The sequence below is a fragment of the Mesorhizobium sp. LNHC229A00 genome (assembly GCF_000502415.1).
GTDB lineage: Bacteria > Pseudomonadota > Alphaproteobacteria > Rhizobiales > Rhizobiaceae > Mesorhizobium.
In genome coordinates, this window is record NZ_AYWQ01000002.1 from 635,329 (window position 1) to 651,073 (window position 15,745).

16 protein-coding genes are annotated in these 15,745 nt (G+C 63.9%); 14 read left to right on the top strand and 2 right to left on the bottom strand.

Annotated features, from left to right (window positions below; translation table 11 throughout):
• Window positions 1-3 precede the first annotated feature (3 nt).
• Window positions 4-906, bottom strand: coding sequence for a GntR family transcriptional regulator (locus X742_RS163465; protein WP_023770669.1), 903 nt, complete (start codon window positions 904-906; stop codon window positions 4-6).
• A 206-nt stretch (window positions 907-1,112) separates the two neighbouring features.
• Between X742_RS163465 and X742_RS163460 the strand changes: the two genes are divergently transcribed.
• From X742_RS163460 to X742_RS163435, 6 genes are all read left to right on the top strand, one after another.
• Window positions 1,113-2,618 (top strand): altronate dehydratase family protein, encoded by a 1,506-nt coding sequence (locus X742_RS163460; RefSeq protein WP_015315665.1) that lies wholly within the window; start codon window positions 1,113-1,115, stop codon window positions 2,616-2,618.
• A gap of 61 nt (window positions 2,619-2,679) precedes the next feature.
• Window positions 2,680-3,678, top strand: coding sequence for an aldo/keto reductase (locus X742_RS163455; RefSeq protein WP_023770670.1), 999 nt, complete (start codon window positions 2,680-2,682; stop codon window positions 3,676-3,678).
• 330 nt (window positions 3,679-4,008) lie between these two features.
• Window positions 4,009-5,001, top strand: coding sequence for an ABC transporter substrate-binding protein (locus X742_RS163450; protein ID WP_023770671.1), 993 nt, complete (start codon window positions 4,009-4,011; stop codon window positions 4,999-5,001).
• A 149-nt stretch (window positions 5,002-5,150) separates the two neighbouring features.
• Window positions 5,151-6,704: a sugar ABC transporter ATP-binding protein gene (locus X742_RS163445; RefSeq protein ID WP_023770672.1), complete on the top strand. Its 1,554-nt coding sequence runs from the start codon at window positions 5,151-5,153 to the stop codon at window positions 6,702-6,704.
• Window positions 6,701-7,666 carry an ABC transporter permease gene (locus X742_RS163440; RefSeq protein ID WP_023770673.1) on the top strand — a complete coding sequence of 322 codons (966 nt, stop codon included), beginning with the start codon at window positions 6,701-6,703 and terminating at the stop codon, window positions 7,664-7,666. The genes X742_RS163445 and X742_RS163440 overlap by 4 nt, the downstream gene beginning before the upstream one ends.
• A gap of 64 nt (window positions 7,667-7,730) precedes the next feature.
• Window positions 7,731-8,747, top strand: a complete 1,017-nt coding sequence (locus X742_RS163435) for a zinc-binding alcohol dehydrogenase family protein (protein WP_023770674.1) — start codon at window positions 7,731-7,733, stop codon at window positions 8,745-8,747.
• Between the two features lie 7 nt (window positions 8,748-8,754).
• Here X742_RS163435 and phnF read toward each other — a convergent pair whose 3' ends face one another.
• Window positions 8,755-9,504 carry a phosphonate metabolism transcriptional regulator PhnF gene (phnF, locus tag X742_RS163430; protein WP_023770675.1) on the bottom strand — a complete coding sequence of 250 codons (750 nt, stop codon included), beginning with the start codon at window positions 9,502-9,504 and terminating at the stop codon, window positions 8,755-8,757.
• 119 nt (window positions 9,505-9,623) lie between these two features.
• On the opposite strand from phnF, the gene phnG reads away from it, so the two are divergent.
• The 8 genes from phnG to X742_RS163390 all read left to right on the top strand — a co-directional run bounded on the left by phnG (window position 9,624) and on the right by X742_RS163390 (window position 15,677).
• Window positions 9,624-10,085: a phosphonate C-P lyase system protein PhnG gene (gene phnG / locus X742_RS163425; RefSeq protein ID WP_023770676.1), complete on the top strand. Its 462-nt coding sequence runs from the start codon at window positions 9,624-9,626 to the stop codon at window positions 10,083-10,085.
• Window positions 10,085-10,696, top strand: coding sequence for a phosphonate C-P lyase system protein PhnH (phnH, locus tag X742_RS163420; RefSeq protein ID WP_023770677.1), 612 nt, complete (start codon window positions 10,085-10,087; stop codon window positions 10,694-10,696). The genes phnG and phnH overlap by 1 nt, the downstream gene beginning before the upstream one ends.
• A gap of 1 nt (window position 10,697) precedes the next feature.
• Window positions 10,698-11,810, top strand: coding sequence for a carbon-phosphorus lyase complex subunit PhnI (locus X742_RS163415; protein ID WP_023770678.1), 1,113 nt, complete (start codon window positions 10,698-10,700; stop codon window positions 11,808-11,810).
• Window positions 11,807-12,718, top strand: coding sequence for an alpha-D-ribose 1-methylphosphonate 5-phosphate C-P-lyase PhnJ (locus tag X742_RS163410; protein ID WP_023770679.1), 912 nt, complete (start codon window positions 11,807-11,809; stop codon window positions 12,716-12,718). The genes X742_RS163415 and X742_RS163410 overlap by 4 nt, the downstream gene beginning before the upstream one ends.
• Window positions 12,715-13,491 carry a phosphonate C-P lyase system protein PhnK gene (phnK, locus tag X742_RS163405; RefSeq protein WP_015315654.1) on the top strand — a complete coding sequence of 259 codons (777 nt, stop codon included), beginning with the start codon at window positions 12,715-12,717 and terminating at the stop codon, window positions 13,489-13,491. The genes X742_RS163410 and phnK overlap by 4 nt, the downstream gene beginning before the upstream one ends.
• A gap of 46 nt (window positions 13,492-13,537) precedes the next feature.
• Complete coding sequence (gene phnL / locus X742_RS163400; RefSeq protein WP_023770680.1) at window positions 13,538-14,245, top strand: phosphonate C-P lyase system protein PhnL; 708 nt, start codon at window positions 13,538-13,540, stop codon at window positions 14,243-14,245.
• On the top strand, window positions 14,242-14,880 hold the full coding sequence (locus X742_RS163395; RefSeq protein WP_023770681.1) for a DapH/DapD/GlmU-related protein: 639 nt from the start codon (window positions 14,242-14,244) through the stop codon (window positions 14,878-14,880). Before phnL ends, X742_RS163395 begins: the two co-directional genes overlap by 4 nt.
• Window positions 14,881-14,966: 86 nt before the next feature.
• A complete protein-coding gene (locus X742_RS163390; protein WP_023770682.1) occupies window positions 14,967-15,677 on the top strand; it encodes a DUF1868 domain-containing protein in 711 nt (236 codons plus the stop codon).
• The last annotated feature ends 68 nt before the right edge of the window (window positions 15,678-15,745 follow it).

Consider the following 15,745-nt stretch of genomic DNA (forward strand, 5'->3'; position numbering starts at 1 on the left):
GGATCAGTTCTTTTGGGATGGCCGGCTTTCCGGGATGGAGGTCAGCAATGTCTGGCGCGCCGACTTCAGGTGCTTGCGGCAGGCGGCATCGACCTTGCCGAGATCGCGCGACTTGAGCGCCTCGATATAGGCAAGGTGTTCGCCGATCGCGACTTCGTTGCGCTCGCGTTCCTGCGCCTTGTTCCACTGGTAGTGGTAATGGAAGATCATGGCGATGACGTCGTAGAAATCGACGATGAAGCGGTTGCGGGAGGCACGATGGATGAGCCGGTGCAAGCGCTCGTCCAGCTCCGAGAACTCATTGAAACGCGTCGCGATCTCGCGTGCCAGAACGCGGTGTTCCCCTTCCAGCCGATCGAGATCGCTCCATACCGGACTGTCCTGCGGCAGCGCGGTGAAGGCGGCGGCCGAGCGCAATTCGAACATTTCGCGGATCTCGGTCAGTTCCAGCGCGAAGGCCCGCGTGAAGCCTTTCAGCACCCAATGGCTGTTGCGGCGTTTTTCGATCAGGCCGAAGCGCGAGAAGCGGATCAGGAACTCGCGTACGCTGGTGGTGCCGACGCCGATCTCGCGCGCCAGTTCGAGCTCGTTGATCTGCATGCCGGCCTCGGCGCCGCCGGCCAGCAGCCTGCGCATGAACGACCGTTCGATGATCTCGGCCAGCGTGTCGGTCTCTTCCTCGGGAAAGAAATCATCCGAACGTGGGTCGCGCAGCACCGTCTTGGCGCGCTTGTTCCAGGCGATCAGCCCGGTCTCTTCCATGCGCGCCAGGATGCTGCGCACGGTCGTGCGGCTGACGCCGAGCAGCGCACCCAGCTCCGGTTCCGAAGGCAGGCTGCGCGCTTCATCGAGCAGCCTCAGACAACGGTTAAAGGCGTCCTTGTAGACGTTGTTGCTCTTCGACATCCCCTGACCCGTTGCACGCCAGCGCTTGCGGCGGCCGGCTTGAAGCGCAATATGACGTTCCATCGTCTACAGTGCCACCACTTACCCAGGGCGGAACCGCCGTGAAAAAACGATTGACGCAAAACTGTTTTTTCACGATAAAAGACATTAACTCTTAACAGGCGCGTGTCAATCCGCGCATCCCAGGATCACCCAGGAAACCGCCCGTGAACGTCTCGAATACCATTCTTCTGTCCCCCGCCGACAATGTCGCCGTTGCCAATGGCCGCATCGAAATCGGCACCGCGCTGCCGGGCGGCGCGCTCGCGGCCACCGTCATCGAGCCCGGCCACAAGGTGGCGATCAAGCCGATTGCCGCGGGTGAAGCCGTGGTCAAATACGCTCAGGCGATCGGTCGCGCCACACAGGACATCGCGCCGGGCGAGCATGTCCATTCGCACAATCTGGTTTTCGAGGCCGGCCGCCTCCCCGTGGTGCCGCCAAGCGAGGCCGAGCATGCGACGGAGGCCGACCGCGCCCGGACATTCATGGGCTATCGCCGCGCCGATGGCCGCGCCGGCACCCGTAACTTCATCGGCATCATCGCCAGCGTCAATTGCTCGGCCACCGTCTGCCATTCGATCGCCGATACCGCTAACCGGACCCTTTTGCCGAAATATCCCGGGATCGATGGCTTCGTGCCCATCGTCCACGGCCAGGGCTGCGGAATGAGCGGCACCGGCGACGGCATGATGGTGCTGCACCGCACGCTTGCCGGCTATGCCCGCCACCCGAATTTCGGCGGCGTGCTGATGGTCGGGCTCGGCTGCGAGGTCAACCAGCTCACGCTTTACGGCCAGAAGGGTGCCGCCGCCGGCAAGCGCCACTTCAACATCCAGGATGCCGGCGGGTCGCGCAAATCGGTCGAAAAGGCGATGGGCGTGCTGGCCGAGATCGCCGAGGAAGTCGGCCAGTTGAAGCGCGAGCCGATCCCCGTCAGCGAGATCGTCGTCGGCCTGCAATGCGGCGGCTCCGATGGCATGTCGGGTATCACGGCCAATCCGGCGCTGGGTGCGGCCGTCGACATCCTCGCTGGCGTCGGCGGCATCGGCATCCTCTCCGAGACGACGGAAATCTATGGCGCCGAGCACCTGCTCGCCTATCGCGCCGCAAGCCCCGAGGTCGCCAAGAAGCTCGATGGTTACGTGAAATGGTGGGAGGATCACGTCGCCAAGCATGGCGCCTCGATCGACAACAATCCGTCGCCCGGCAACAAGCGCGGCGGCCTCACCACCATCCTGGAAAAGTCGCTGGGCGCGGTCGCCAAGGGCGGCCAGACGCCGCTCAACGGCGTCTTCGGCTACGCCGAGAAGGTCACCGGCAATGGGCTGGTGTTCATGGACACGCCCGGCTACGACCCGGTCTCTGCCACCGGTCAGGTCGCGGGCGGCGCCAATGTCATCGTCTTCACCACCGGCCGCGGCTCCTGCTTCGGCTGCCGGCCGACCCCCTCGATCAAGGTCGCCACCAACTCGACCATGTATCACCAGATGGAGGAGGACATGGACGTCAATTGCGGCGTCATCGCCTCCGGCGAAAAGACCATTGCCGGCATGGGCCGCGAGATCTTCGAACTGATCGTCGAGACGGCTTCGGGTCGCAAGACCAAGAGCGAGGATTTTGGCTACGGGGACAACGAATTCGTGCCCTGGCATCTCGGCGCGACGCTCTGATTTCGATTGATATCCGATAGACTGCCCGGCCGGACAGGTGGCCGGGATAGGGAGGTTGCGCATGGAAAAACGCCGCATCGGCCAGACCGCGTTGGAGGTCACCGAAGTCAGTTTCGGCGGCGCCGCGATCGGCGGCCTCTACCGGGCGTGTTCGCGCGAAGCGGCGATGGAAACGCTGCAGGGCGCCTGGGAGGCGGGCCTGCGCTATTTCGACACCGCGCCCTTCTACGGTTTCGGCCTGTCGGAACGGCGCTTCGGCGATTTCCTGCGCTACAAGCCGCGTGACTCCTATGTGCTGTCGACCAAGGTCGGCCGCCTGCTCCACCCGGTGCCCGAAGATCAGGTGCCAGACCACTCCTACGTCGATCCGCTGCCCTTCGCGCTGGACTACGACTATTCCTATGACGGCATCATGCGCTCGGTCGAGTTCAGCTATGCGCGCCTTGGGCTAAACAGGATAGACATCCTGTTTGTCCACGATATCGGCGTTTACACGCATGGGGTCGAGAAAACCAAATTGCATTTTCGCCAGTTTATGGACGGCGGCCTCAAGGCGCTCGAGGAACTGAAGCGGGCCGGCACGATTTCCGCCTACGGGCTCGGCGTCAATGAAGTCGAGATCTGCCTCGACGTGATGCGCCGCGCGCCGCTCGACTGCATCCTGCTCGCCAGCCGCTATTCCTTGCTCGACCGCAGCGCGGAAGCCGAATTGCTGCCGCTATGCCGGGCGCAACGGACCTCGCTTGTCATTGGCGGGGTTTTCAACTCGGGCATATTGGCGACCGGGCCGGTGCAGGGCGCGCATTTCGACTACCAGCCCGCCAGCCGCGATGTTCTCGACCGTGTCGATGCCATGGAAAAGATTGCCGGTGAAGGGGGCTACCCGCTGCCCGCCGCCGCGTTCCAGTTTCCTTTGCACGAACCCGCGGTTGCCACCGTGCTGACCGGTACCGCAAAATTGGCAAACCTGACGCGCAACCTCGAGCTGCTCGATATCGACGTGCCGGAGACGGAATATGCCAGGTATCGTTCCTATACGGTGGTGCAGGAACTGCATTGAAGCGCATCTTGGCGATGTGCACGGGGGCGCGACCAGCCTTCACGATGTCGCGATCCGGAGAAGAATGAACATTCCATATTGACTGATTTATGGAATTAATATTCCATAGCTTCACAGAACGGAGACGGGAGCGCCTGACCGCGACAAAGGAGAAGCCGCCGCCAGGGGAGTCATTGTCGGGAAGAACCGGCTCAAACACCGCTTGCATCGGCTGGATCGATGCACTATCAAAACGGTGCAACTGTTTTTTATTGATAAAGTTCTGTTTGGGCCACGCCTATCCGGACGGAGCTTCCGTTAACGTTCACCGGGCGACTTAGGGAGGATCCTATGAAATTCGTGACCAGCATTCTCAACCGCCGCGCCGTCATGGCCCTGGCGGCAGCATCGATGCTCACCGGCGTCATGCATACCGCACCCGTTTCGGCGGCGGATGTGACCATCCCGATCATCGTCAAGGACACCACGTCCTTCTACTGGCAGATCGTTCTGGCCGGCGCCCGCAAGGCTGGCAAGGATCTCGGCATCAACGTGCCGGAACTCGGCGCCCAGGCCGAGACCGACGTCAACGGCCAGGTCTCGATCCTCGAGAACGCCGTCGCCAGCAACCCCGCCGCGATCGTGATCGCGCCCACCGAATTCAAGGCGTTGGGCAAGCCGATCGATGAAGCGGCCGCCAAGGTCAAGGTCATCGGCATCGACTCCGGCGCCGACTCCAAGGCCTTCACCTCGTTCCTGACCACCGACAACGTGCAGGGCGGACGCGTCGCCGCGGACGGCCTTGCCGCCGCTATCGGCGCCGCCAATGGCGGCAAGGTCGAGGGTGACGTCGCCCTGATCACCAACGCTCCCGGCGCCGGCTCGCTCGAACAGCGCAAGCAGGGCTTCACCGAGCAGCTCAAGGCAAAATATCCCGGCCTGAAGCTGGTCGCCGACAAATACGCCGACGGCCAGGCCACCACCGGGCTCAACATCGCCACCGACCTGATCACCGCCAATCCGAACCTCAAGGGCATCTTCGCCTCCAACCTGATCATGGCGCAGGGCGTCGGCCAGGCCGTCGCCGAAAACAACCTTGGCGGCAAGCTGGCGCTGGTCGGCTTCGACAGCGACGAGAAGCTGATCAAGTTCCTCAACGACGGCGTCATTTCCGCCCTCGTCGTCCAGGATCCCTACCGGATGGGCTATGACGGCATCAAGACCGCGCTTGCCGCCTCGAAGGGCGAGAAGGTCGAGGCCAATGTGGACACCGGCGCCAATCTGGTGACCAAGGCCAATATGAAGGACCCCAAGATCGACGCGTTGCTCAATCCAAAGCTCTAAGCAGCCGGCGTTAAAACCGCTTCCGGGGCCAGGGCCCCGGAAGCATCCGCCGCCAAAGCGGCTTGGCGATCAGCCCGTTTGGCCTTTGCCTGAAAGACGACCGCAGCCTCGCCGAATGCCAACCGCGAGGCCAATCTGGGAGGATTGCCATGACGCCGACGGCGCAGGAACTGCATCCGGCCCCCGTGCTGGAACCCGGCAGGACCATCCTCGAACTACGCGGGCTGGAAAAACGCTACCCCGGCACCCATGCGCTGAAGCCGGTCAATCTCGCCTTCAAGTCAGGCGAAATCCACGCCATCGTCGGCGAGAACGGCGCCGGCAAATCGACCCTCATCAAACTCCTGACCGGCGTCATGCCGCGGACCTCTGGCGAGGTCCTCTGGGAAGGGCAGCCGGCAGCCCTGGCGACGCCGCATGAAGCTATGGCGCTCGGCATCAATGCCGTGCACCAGGAAGTCGTGCTGTGCCGTCACCTGACGGTTGCCGCCAACATGTTCCTCGGCGAGGAAAATTCCCGTTTCGGCATCCTGCAGCAGCGCGCCATGGTCAGGGAAGCGCAGACGATTATCGACGATCTCGGCTTCGACCTGCCGGCGCATGTCGTGCTGGGTGATCTCACCATCGGCCAGCAACAGCTGATCGCCGCTGCCCGCGCCACGGTGCGCGGCACCAAATTCCTGATCTTCGACGAACCCACGGCCTACCTCACCCGCAAGGAGGCCGACCAGCTCTTCACGCTGATCCGCCGCTTGAAGGGTGAAGGGGTGACGATCATCTACATCAGCCATCGCATGGAGGAGGTCTTCGAACTGGCCGACCGGGTTTCCGTGCTGCGCGACGGCACGCTGGTCGGCACACGCAACATCGCAGAGACCAATGATGCCGAGCTGGTCAAGATGATGATCAACCGCTCGATCGAACAGGTCTACCACAAGGAGCATTTCACGCCTGGCGCTCCGATCGTCGAAACAAGGAACCTGTCCGGCAAAGGCTTCGAGAACATCTCGATGACGGTGCGTGCCGGTGAGATCGTCGGCCTCTATGGACTGATCGGCGCCGGCCGCAGCGAGTTCGTCACCTCTCTCTATGGACGTCACAAGAAGTCGGCCGGCCAGATCCTGTGGGAAGGCAAGGACGTCCAGATCAACTCCGAGCACGACGCCATCAAGCTCGGCATGGCGCTGGCGCCGGAAAGCCGTCGCGACCAGGGCCTCTGCCTCAATTTGCCGGTCGGCCTCAACCTCAATTTGCCGATCTACAAGCGCATCTCCAGCAATCTGTTGATCTCGAACGCGAAAGAAAAGGCCGAGGCCGACCGTCAGATCGCCGGCCTCAGGATCAAGACGCCGACGCGCGGGGCGCTGGCGTCAAGCCTTTCGGGCGGCAACCAGCAGAAGATCGTCATCGGCAAATGGCTGGCGCATGGCGCCAAGCTGTTCATCTTCGACGAGCCGACGGTCGGCGTCGATGTCGGCACCAAGGCGGAGATCTATCGCCTGTTCGGGGAACTGTTGTCGAAGGGCGCCGGCATCGTCCTGATATCGTCCTATTTGCCGGAGGTCTACGAACTGGCCGACACGCTGCACGTGTTCCGGCGCGGCAAGCTGGTGGCCACGCACGGGTTCCACACCGCCAGTCACGAGGACATTCTCACGCAGGCGCTCGCCGAGAAACAAGAAAAACTGGGAGGACAGACATGAGCATCGAGGCGATCCCCGCCGAAAAACCGAAGCGCAACTACAACGTCCTGTTCGGGCTGACGCTGCTGGCGCTGCTGGTGCTGCTCTGGATCGTCCTGTCCCTGGCGACGCCAAGCTTCGCCTCGGGCAACAACATCGCCAATCTTCTGCGGCAGGGTTCGATGATCGCCATCATGGCGGTCGGCCAGACCTTCGTCATCATCACCGGCGGCATCGATCTGTCGGTCGGCGCGGTGGTCGGCTTCGCCACCGTCGTCGTCGCCCTGCTGATCAATGCCGGCGTTCCGATCGCGGTCGCCATCCTGATCACCTTGCTCGTCGGTGTCGCCATCGGCCTTTTCCATGGCTTCGGCATCGTCAAGATGGGCTTGCCGCCCTTCATCATCACGCTGGCGACGCTGACCTCGCTGCGCGGGATCGGCCTTTTGATGACCAACGGCAACTCGATCAACATCAACAGCGACAGCTTTACCGCCTTCTCGCGCAATTCCTTTGTCGGCATCCCCAATTTGTTCTGGATGGTGATCCTGGTGGGTGTGCCCGCCTATGTCTTCCTGCATCACAGCCGTTGGGGCCGCTATCTCTTTTCGGTCGGATCCAACGCCGAGGCCTCGCGCCTGTCCGGCGTCAATGTCCAGCGCACCATCTACATGGCTTATACGCTTTCCGGCCTGTGCGCGGCCTTCGTCGGCGTGCTGCTCGCCGCCCGCATCGGCATCGGCAACCCGACCCAGGCCGAGGGCTGGGAGTTGCAGGCGATCGCCTCTTCGGTCATCGGCGGCACCTCGCTGTTCGGCGCGGTCGGCTCCGTGCACGGGCCGCTGCTTGGCGCCTTCATCCTGGCCACCATCAACAACGGCGCCAACCTGCTCAACGTCAACTCGTTCTGGCAGCGCATCATCACCGGCGCGCTGATCATCATCATCGTCTACTTCGACGGACTGCGCCGCCGCGGCAAATGACGCATTCCAATCGATCGCCGGCCTGGCGCGGGCCGGCGATTTCTTGAACAGACTGGATCAAAGCATGAAAGCCGTCGTCTGCCGCTCGCCCGGCGACCTTGTTGTCGAAGACCACCCGGCTCCCGGCGCCCCGCCTCCCGGCTGGGCTCTGGTGGCGGTCAGTCATGTCGGCATCTGCGGCACCGACTACCATATCTTCGAGGGTAAGCACCCTTTCCTCGCCTATCCCCGCGTCATGGGCCATGAAGTCTCCGGCACCGTGATCGAGCGGGGCGAAGGCGTCGACCTCGCCCTTGGCGAACCGGTGATCGTCAACCCCTATCTTTCCTGCGGCAAATGCATCGCCTGCCGGCATGGCAAGCCCAATTGCTGTGTCAGGATCGAAGTGCTCGGCGTGCACCGCGACGGCGCCATGTGCGAACAGATCCTGGTGCCGGCTGAGAATCTCTATCCCACCAACGGCCTGTCGCTCGCCGACGCCGCCGCCGTCGAATTCCTGGCCATCGGGGCGCATGCCGTCCGGCGCGCCCGGGCCGAGCCTGGCGCCCGCACTCTGGTCATCGGAGCCGGGCCGATCGGGCTCGGCACCGCCATCTTCGCCCGCATTGCCGGGTTGGATGTGACACTTCTCGATATGAGCACCGAAAGACTGGTCTTCGCGGTGAGTGAACTCGGCTTTTCGATTCTCGACGGCTCGCAAGCACCCGTGTCCGATCTGGTGCGTGATGCGACCGGCAGCGAAGGCTTCGACGTGGTCTTCGACGCCACCGGCAACACGCGATCGGTGCAATCGGCCTTCGCCCACGTCGCGCATGGCGGAGCGCTGGTACTGGTCAGCGTCGTCAAGGACGACATTGCCTTTTCCGATCCCGAGTTCCACAAGCGAGAAATGACATTGATCGGCAGCCGCAATGCGTTGCGCGCCGACTTCGACCATGTCGCGGCCTCGATCCGCAATGGTGCCGTGCCGTTGTCCAAGCTTGTCACCCACCGCACCACGCTGGCCGATACGCCAGGCGATCTCGCACGCTGGGCCCACGAAAAGTCGGGCCTGATCAAGGCCGTGATCGAGATCGGATAGCCAGGCGTCACAGCGCCGACAGCTTCAACTCCACTCGCTCGGCCGGAAAACGCGACTCCGAAAACTGGATTGGCTGGCCGTCGGGCGTGACGTTGACCGCCACCGTGACCAGGACGATGGCGCCCGGCTGCAGGTCGAGATCGGCGAGATCGGCGGCGTCGGCATGGCGCGCCGAGAGCACGGTCGATTGCCTGAGATAATCGTCGATACCGAAACGTGCGAGCGAGGCGGTGATAGAACCGGTTTGCGCCATCGCCTTGTCGATCCCGACAAAGCGTCTGGCATCGAACCATCCGGCGGCGCGCGACACCGGCCGTCCGTCAGCCTCGCCGCGTGTCTCCAACCGGATCACCTCGGCGCCCCTGGCAAGGCCAAGGCCTTCGGCCACGCGCTGGCTGGCGGGCTCGACCGACGAAGCGAGCAGCACGATGTGCCGTTCCGACGTCTGCCCCTGCAGGCCAGTTGAAAAGCGTGTCCGCGCGCCAATCGGATATGACAGCCGCTTGCGCGACAGGACGAAGGTGCCGCGTCCCTGCTCGGCCCGCAGCACCGCTTCCTGCACAAGCGCCGATATGGCGCTGCGCACCGTGTGACGGTTGACGCCATAGTGTTCGGCCAGTGCCACCTCCGGCGGCAGCGCGGCATTTTCGGCGAAATCGCCGGCAGCGATCGATTGCAGGATCCTGTCGGCGATCTGGCGCCACAGTGAGACGCCGCTGCGTCGCTCGATGCTGTCGGCTTGCTGTCGTTCGCTCATGGATTGCCCCCGCTTTCCGTCAGATGTCATCCACCCGTCATGGACTCGCGCTAGGTATTAGGTATAATTTGTATAGTTGTCTATATCAATAGACAAATATAATGAAGAGGAAATTGGCGATGCGAGGACAGGAAGCCCGCGACCAGGCCGAGCGCAAGGCCGCCATGGCGACGTTGGCGCAATCGAGCGGCGAAGACATCGTCCGGCTCTGGAACGAGTCCGGCCTGCCTTCGCAAGCCGAACTTCTGCGCGGTCCCGAGACGGGCCTGGTCACGCTGCGTGGCCGCATCGGCGGCGGCGGCGCGCCCTTCAATTTCGGCGAGGCGACCGTCACGCGTGCCACTGTCCGGCTGCCATCCGGGCAGGTCGGCCATTGCTACGCGCTTGGCCGCGACAAGCAGAAGGCGAAGCTGGGAGCAATAGCCGACGCGCTCTGGCAGGACCCTGCCCGCCGCACCGAGGTCGAGACCAGGCTCATTACGCCTTTACGCTCGGCTCTCACCGCTGCCCACGAAAAACGCCGCGCCGAGACGGCGGCAACGAAGGTGGATTTCTTCACCATGGTTCGCGGAGAAGATTGATGGATATCGCTGCGCAATCGATCGAGGGCGGTTTCGCCGATCCGGTCTTCAACGCTCAGACCGTGTTTCGGGCCGTCATGGATGCCATGGCGCGGCCGGGCAGCTTCCAGCCCTTGCCGGCCCTGGCCCGCCCACCGGCTCCGCTCTCGGCGACATCGGGCGCCGTGGCACTGGCGCTATGCGACAACGACACGCCGCTCTGGCTCGACCCTGCCCTCCATGCCTCCGCCGCGATCGGGTCCTGGCTTGGTTTCCATACGGGCGCGCCGCTGGCCAACACGCCGCCCGACGCGCATTTCGCGTTTGTTGCCACGCCGGCCGAGATGATGGCGCTCGACGGTTTTTCGCAGGGCACGCAGGATTATCCCGACCGATCGACGACGCTGATCCTGCAGGTCGGCGATCTCACTTCAGGGACCCCGCTGTTGCTGGAAGGCCCGGGTATCGAAACCAGCGCCACGATCGCGCCGGCACGGATGCCGCGCCATTTCGTCGAGCAGTGGAAGCAGAATATCAGGCGCTTTCCGCGCGGCGTCGACATCGTCCTCGCCACATCTGACGGCATAGCCTGCCTGCCGCGCACGACGCGTATCAAGACGATGGAGGCGTAAGATGTATGTCGCCGTAAAAGGTGGCGAAGCCGCCATTGCCAACGCCCACAGCCTGCTTGCCGACCGCCGGCGCGGCGACCGCTCGGTGCCCGCACTTCGCCTCGACCAGATCGTCGAACAGCTGGCGCTCGGCGTCGACAGGGTGATGAGCGAAGGCTCACTCTATGACAGGGAATTGGCCGCGCTGGCCATCGTTCAGGCGCGCGGCGACATGATCGAGGCGATTTTCCTGGTGCGCGCCTACCGCACCACGCTGCCGCGCTTCGGCTATTCCAGACCGATCGACACCGGCACCATGCTGGTCGAGCGGCGTGTGTCGGCGACCTACAAGGACCTGCCCGGTGGCCAGTTGCTTGGTCCGACCTTCGACTACACGCACCGCCTGCTCGACCCCGAGCTCGCCGCCGGTGCCGATGTCGCCGAGCCCTTGCGGCGCGAGACGGAAGCGCAGGCGATGCCGCGCGTCTCGGCGATCCTCGCCCGTGAAGGCCTGATCGAACCGGATGGCCAGATGCCTGGCGATCATGTGCCCGGCGACATCACGCGCGAGCCGCTGGAATTCCCGATGGCGCGTGACATCCGCCTGCAGGCGCTGTCGCGCGGCGACGAGGGTTTTCTGCTGGCGCTCGGCTATTCCACCCAGCGCGGCTATGCCCGCAATCATCCCTTTGTCGGCGAAATCCGCATCGGCGAGGTCGAGCTGGAACTCGACGTTCCCGAACTGCCCTTCGCCGTGCCGCTCGGCACGGTGCGCGTCACCGAATGCCAGATGGTCAACCAGTTCAAGGGCTCGGCCAAGGCGCCGCCGCAATTCACCCGCGGCTACGGCCTCGTCTTCGGCCAGAGCGAGCGCAAGGCGATGGCCATGGCGCTCTGCGACCGGGCGCTGCGTGCCTCAGAACTCGGCGAGGACATCGTCGCCGCCGCCCAGGACGAGGAATTCGTCATCTCGCATTCCGACAATGTCCAGGCGACCGGCTTCGTCGAGCATCTGAAGCTGCCGCACTATGTCGACTTCCAGGCCGAACTCGACCTCGTGCGCCGCATCCGCGCCGAGTACGAAGCTCGCGAAAATCCAGCGAAGGCGGAAGAAAAAAAGGAGGCAGCGGAATGACTGCGCAACCGACAGACATCGCCACCTACAACTTCGCCTATCTCGACGAGCAGACCAAAAGGATGATCCGCCGGGCGATCCTCAAGGGCATCGCCATCCCCGGCTATCAGGTGCCGTTCGCCTCGCGCGAAATGCCGATGCCTTATGGCTGGGGCACTGGCGGCGTGCAGGTCACCGCGTCGATCATCGGCCCCGACGATGTGCTGAAGGTCATCGACCAGGGCGCCGACGACACCACCAACGCCGTGTCTATCCGTGCGTTCTTCAAGAAGGTCGCCAATGTCGCGGTCACCACCGATACCGCCAGCGCCACCATCATCCAGACACGCCACCGCATTCCCGAGCATCCGCTGACCGCGGGCCAGGTGCTGGTCTACCAGGTACCGATCCCCGAACCGCTGCGCTTCCTCGAGCCGCGCGAGACCGAAACGCGGAAAATGCATGCGTTGGAGGAATACGGCCTCATGCATGTGAAGCTCTATGAGGATATCGCCAAGCACGGCCGCATCGCCACCACTTATGCCTATCCGGTCAAGGTCGAGGGCCGTTATGTCATGGACCCGTCGCCGACGCCGAAATTCGACAATCCCAAGATGCACCGCTCGCCGGCCCTGCAGCTGTTCGGCGCCGGCCGCGAAAAGCGCATCTATGCGGTGCCGCCCTTCACCGATGTCGTCAGCCTCGACTTCGAGGACCATCCGTTCGAGGTGCAGACTTTCGATCAGCCCTGCGCGCTGTGCGCGGCCGAGAATGTCTATCTCGACGAGGTCATCCTCGACGACCATGGCGGCCACATGTTCGTCTGCTCCGACACCGATTATTGCGAGAAGCGGCGCGCCGACGGCCATCGCGGCCACCTTGCCCCCGAAACCGATCTTGCCGCGGGAAAAATGGAGCCGGCCCAATGACCGACGAACCGCTGCTGCGCGTCTCGGCGCTCTCCAAATTCTATGGCTCGCGCGTTGGCTGCGACAATGTCTCCTTCGACCTGTGGCCCGGCGAAGTCCTGGCTGTCGTCGGTGAATCCGGTTCCGGCAAGACGACACTGCTCAACTGCCTGTCGACACGGCTTTTGCCTTCGTCGGGCACCGCCAGCTACCGCATGCGCGATGGCCAGTTCCGCGAGCTCTACCGCATGAGCGAGGCCGAGCGCCGCTTCCTGATGCGCACCGACTGGGGCTTTGTCCACCAGAACCCGGCCGATGGCCTGCGCATGACGGTGTCGGCCGGCGCCAATGTCGGTGAACGGCTGATGGCGGTCGGCGACCGCCACTACGGCAAGATCCGCGCCACGGCGGTCGACTGGCTATCACGCGTCGAGATCGAGGAAGACCGCATCGACGACGAACCGCGCGCCTTTTCCGGCGGCATGCGTCAGCGGCTGCAGATCGCCCGCAATCTCGTCACCGGGCCAAGGCTGGTGTTCATGGATGAGCCTACCGGTGGCCTTGATGTCTCGGTGCAGGCACGCCTGCTCGACCTGTTGCGCGGGCTGGTCACCGACCTTGGCCTGGCCGCGATCGTCGTCACCCACGACCTCGCCGTGGCGCGGCTTCTGTCACAGCGCATGATGGTGATGAAGGACGGCCGCGTCGTCGAAAGCGGCCTCACCGACCGCGTCCTCGACGACCCGCGCGCGCCCTACACGCAATTGCTCGTTTCCTCGATTTTGCAGGTGTGATGATGGCGCGTGTCCGGCCGACCATCGACGATTGGAGAACCTTCTGATGCCGACCCCACTCGTTGTCTCCGACGTTGCCAAAAGCTTTACCATGCATCTGCGCGACGGCATCAAACTGCCCGTCGTCACCGGCGTTTCGTTCTCGATCAAGGCCGGTGAATGCACCGTGCTCGGCGGCCCGTCCGGCGCCGGCAAGAGCTCGATCCTGAAGATGCTCTACGGCAACTACGCCGTCGACGAAGGCCAGATCATCGTCAGGCACGAGGACGGACTGATCGACCTCGCCCATGCCAGCCCGCGCACCGTGCTTTCCGTACGCCGGCAGACGATCGGCTATGTCAGCCAGTTCCTGCGCACCGTGCCGCGCGTCTCGGCTCTCGACGTCGTCGCCGAGCCACTGGTTGAACGCGGCGAGGAGCGCGAGGCGGCCCGAGCCAAGGCACGCGCGTTGCTGGCCCAGCTCAACCTCCCGGAAAAACTCTGGATGCTGCCGCCGGCAACCTTCTCGGGCGGCGAGCAGCAGCGTGTCAACATCGCGCGCGGCTTCATCACCGAGCACCCCATCCTGCTGCTCGACGAGCCGACCGCATCGCTCGACGCGACGAACCGCGACGTGGTGATCGAACTCATCGCCGCCAAGAAGGCGGCTGACGTTGCCCTGCTCGGCATCTTCCACGATCACGATGTGCGCGAGGCGGTGGCCGACCGCATCATCGACGTCACCGCCTTCGCTCCGGGAAAACTCGCCGCATGACCAGGAAGCTATCGGAGACGCCGCTGGTTCACCCGACGGCGGAGGTGCACAACTCGACACTCGGCCGCTGGACCGAGATCGCCGACCGCAGCCGGGTTTCGGAAAGCGAGCTCGGCGACTATTCCTACATGATGCAGGACTGCGCGGTCTGGTGCGCGACGATCGGCAAGTTTGCCAACATCGCCGCCAGCGTGCGCCTCAACGCCACCAACCACCCGACCTGGCGGCCGACGCTCCACCACTTCACCTATCGCGCCTCCGACTATTGGGACGACGCCGAGCATGAGAGTGAATTCTTCGCTGAGCGCCGCGCCAAGCGCGTCACCATCGGCCACGACACCTGGCTCGGCCACGGCTCGACCGTCCTGCCCGGCGTCACCATCGGTGACGGCGCCGCCGTTGGCGCCGGAGCGGTCGTCTCGAAAGACGTCGCGCCCTACACCATCGTCGCCGGGGTACCGGCAAAACCGATCCGCGAGCGCTTCGACCGCCGCACCGCCGCGCGCTACCAGGCGCTTGCCTGGTGGGACTGGGATCACGCAAGGCTGCGCGCCGCGCTCGACGATTTTCGGGAGCTGACGGCCGAAGCATTTTTGGAGAAATACGAGGAAAGTGCATCGGGCAAAGGGGCATAGCCCTCACATCTTCGCCAGATCGCCGGCTTGTTCATATCCTTGACACAGGACTCGGACAGGACGCGATCTCCTTCAAGGAGATCGCCATGCTCGACACCATCAAACCCTCGCTCGCCGGATTCTTCGCCGGCTCCAACCCGGCGTCGCCGGCGCATCTTGGCACGCGCTACGATTCCTCAGGCAACTTCCTCCTCGAGCCGGGCAACACCGTCGTCAGCCATCTAGTCGGCGGCTCGCATTCGGAAGCGGTGGTGTTGGCCGTCCGCGAGAAGATGCTGGCGATGCCTGATGCCGACCGCCTCGCCTTCACGCCGGTCTCCAGCCTGCACATGACGCTGTTCCAGGGCATCATCGAATATCGCCGCCGCTTGCCTTACTGGCCGCAGGACGTGCCGCTCGACACCAGCATCGACGCCATGACCCGCCTCTATCTGGGGCGCTTGAAAGGGTTCGAGGGCTTCGGCCCATTCAACATCAAGGTGGTCGAGATCGTGCCGACCGGCCTCACCGTCGCCGGCGCGACGGACGAGGATGTGCGCATCATGCGTCAATGGCGCGATGCGCTCGCGGTGCCGTTCGGCTACCGCCATCCCGATCACGACACCTACGTCTTCCACATCACCTTCGCCTATCAGATCCAGCGCCTTGATGACGATGGAGCCGCCGCGTGGCAGGCGCGGGTTGACGATTGCCTGGCGCTTTTCGCGCGCCAGGCGCCGGTGATCGAGATCAAGGCTCCCGCCTTCTGCGCATTCCGCGACATGAAGCATTTCGAGGAATTGCTGGTGCTCGGCTGATCGCCCGCCAGGCGCCAATGCATGTCGCCGAAAGTGACCTCGGTGTCGGGAGAACGACATGCATAAAA

Coding starts and splice junctions, on each gene's coding strand:
- X742_RS163435 (WP_023770674.1), top strand. CDS start 7,731: ATGAAAGCCGTCGTCTGCCGCTCGCCCGGCGACCTTGTTGTCGAAGAC.
- X742_RS163445 (WP_023770672.1), top strand. CDS start 5,151: ATGACGCCGACGGCGCAGGAACTGCATCCGGCCCCCGTGCTGGAACCC.
- phnL (WP_023770680.1), top strand. CDS start 13,538: ATGCCGACCCCACTCGTTGTCTCCGACGTTGCCAAAAGCTTTACCATG.
- X742_RS163410 (WP_023770679.1), top strand. CDS start 11,807: ATGACTGCGCAACCGACAGACATCGCCACCTACAACTTCGCCTATCTC.
- X742_RS163450 (WP_023770671.1), top strand. CDS start 4,009: ATGAAATTCGTGACCAGCATTCTCAACCGCCGCGCCGTCATGGCCCTG.
- X742_RS163395 (WP_023770681.1), top strand. CDS start 14,242: ATGACCAGGAAGCTATCGGAGACGCCGCTGGTTCACCCGACGGCGGAG.
- phnH (WP_023770677.1), top strand. CDS start 10,085: ATGGATATCGCTGCGCAATCGATCGAGGGCGGTTTCGCCGATCCGGTC.
- X742_RS163455 (WP_023770670.1), top strand. CDS start 2,680: ATGGAAAAACGCCGCATCGGCCAGACCGCGTTGGAGGTCACCGAAGTC.
- X742_RS163415 (WP_023770678.1), top strand. CDS start 10,698: ATGTATGTCGCCGTAAAAGGTGGCGAAGCCGCCATTGCCAACGCCCAC.
- phnG (WP_023770676.1), top strand. CDS start 9,624: ATGCGAGGACAGGAAGCCCGCGACCAGGCCGAGCGCAAGGCCGCCATG.
- X742_RS163440 (WP_023770673.1), top strand. CDS start 6,701: ATGAGCATCGAGGCGATCCCCGCCGAAAAACCGAAGCGCAACTACAAC.
- phnK (WP_015315654.1), top strand. CDS start 12,715: ATGACCGACGAACCGCTGCTGCGCGTCTCGGCGCTCTCCAAATTCTAT.
- X742_RS163465 (WP_023770669.1), bottom strand. CDS start 906: ATGTCGAAGAGCAACAACGTCTACAAGGACGCCTTTAACCGTTGTCTG.
- X742_RS163390 (WP_023770682.1), top strand. CDS start 14,967: ATGCTCGACACCATCAAACCCTCGCTCGCCGGATTCTTCGCCGGCTCC.
- phnF (WP_023770675.1), bottom strand. CDS start 9,504: ATGAGCGAACGACAGCAAGCCGACAGCATCGAGCGACGCAGCGGCGTC.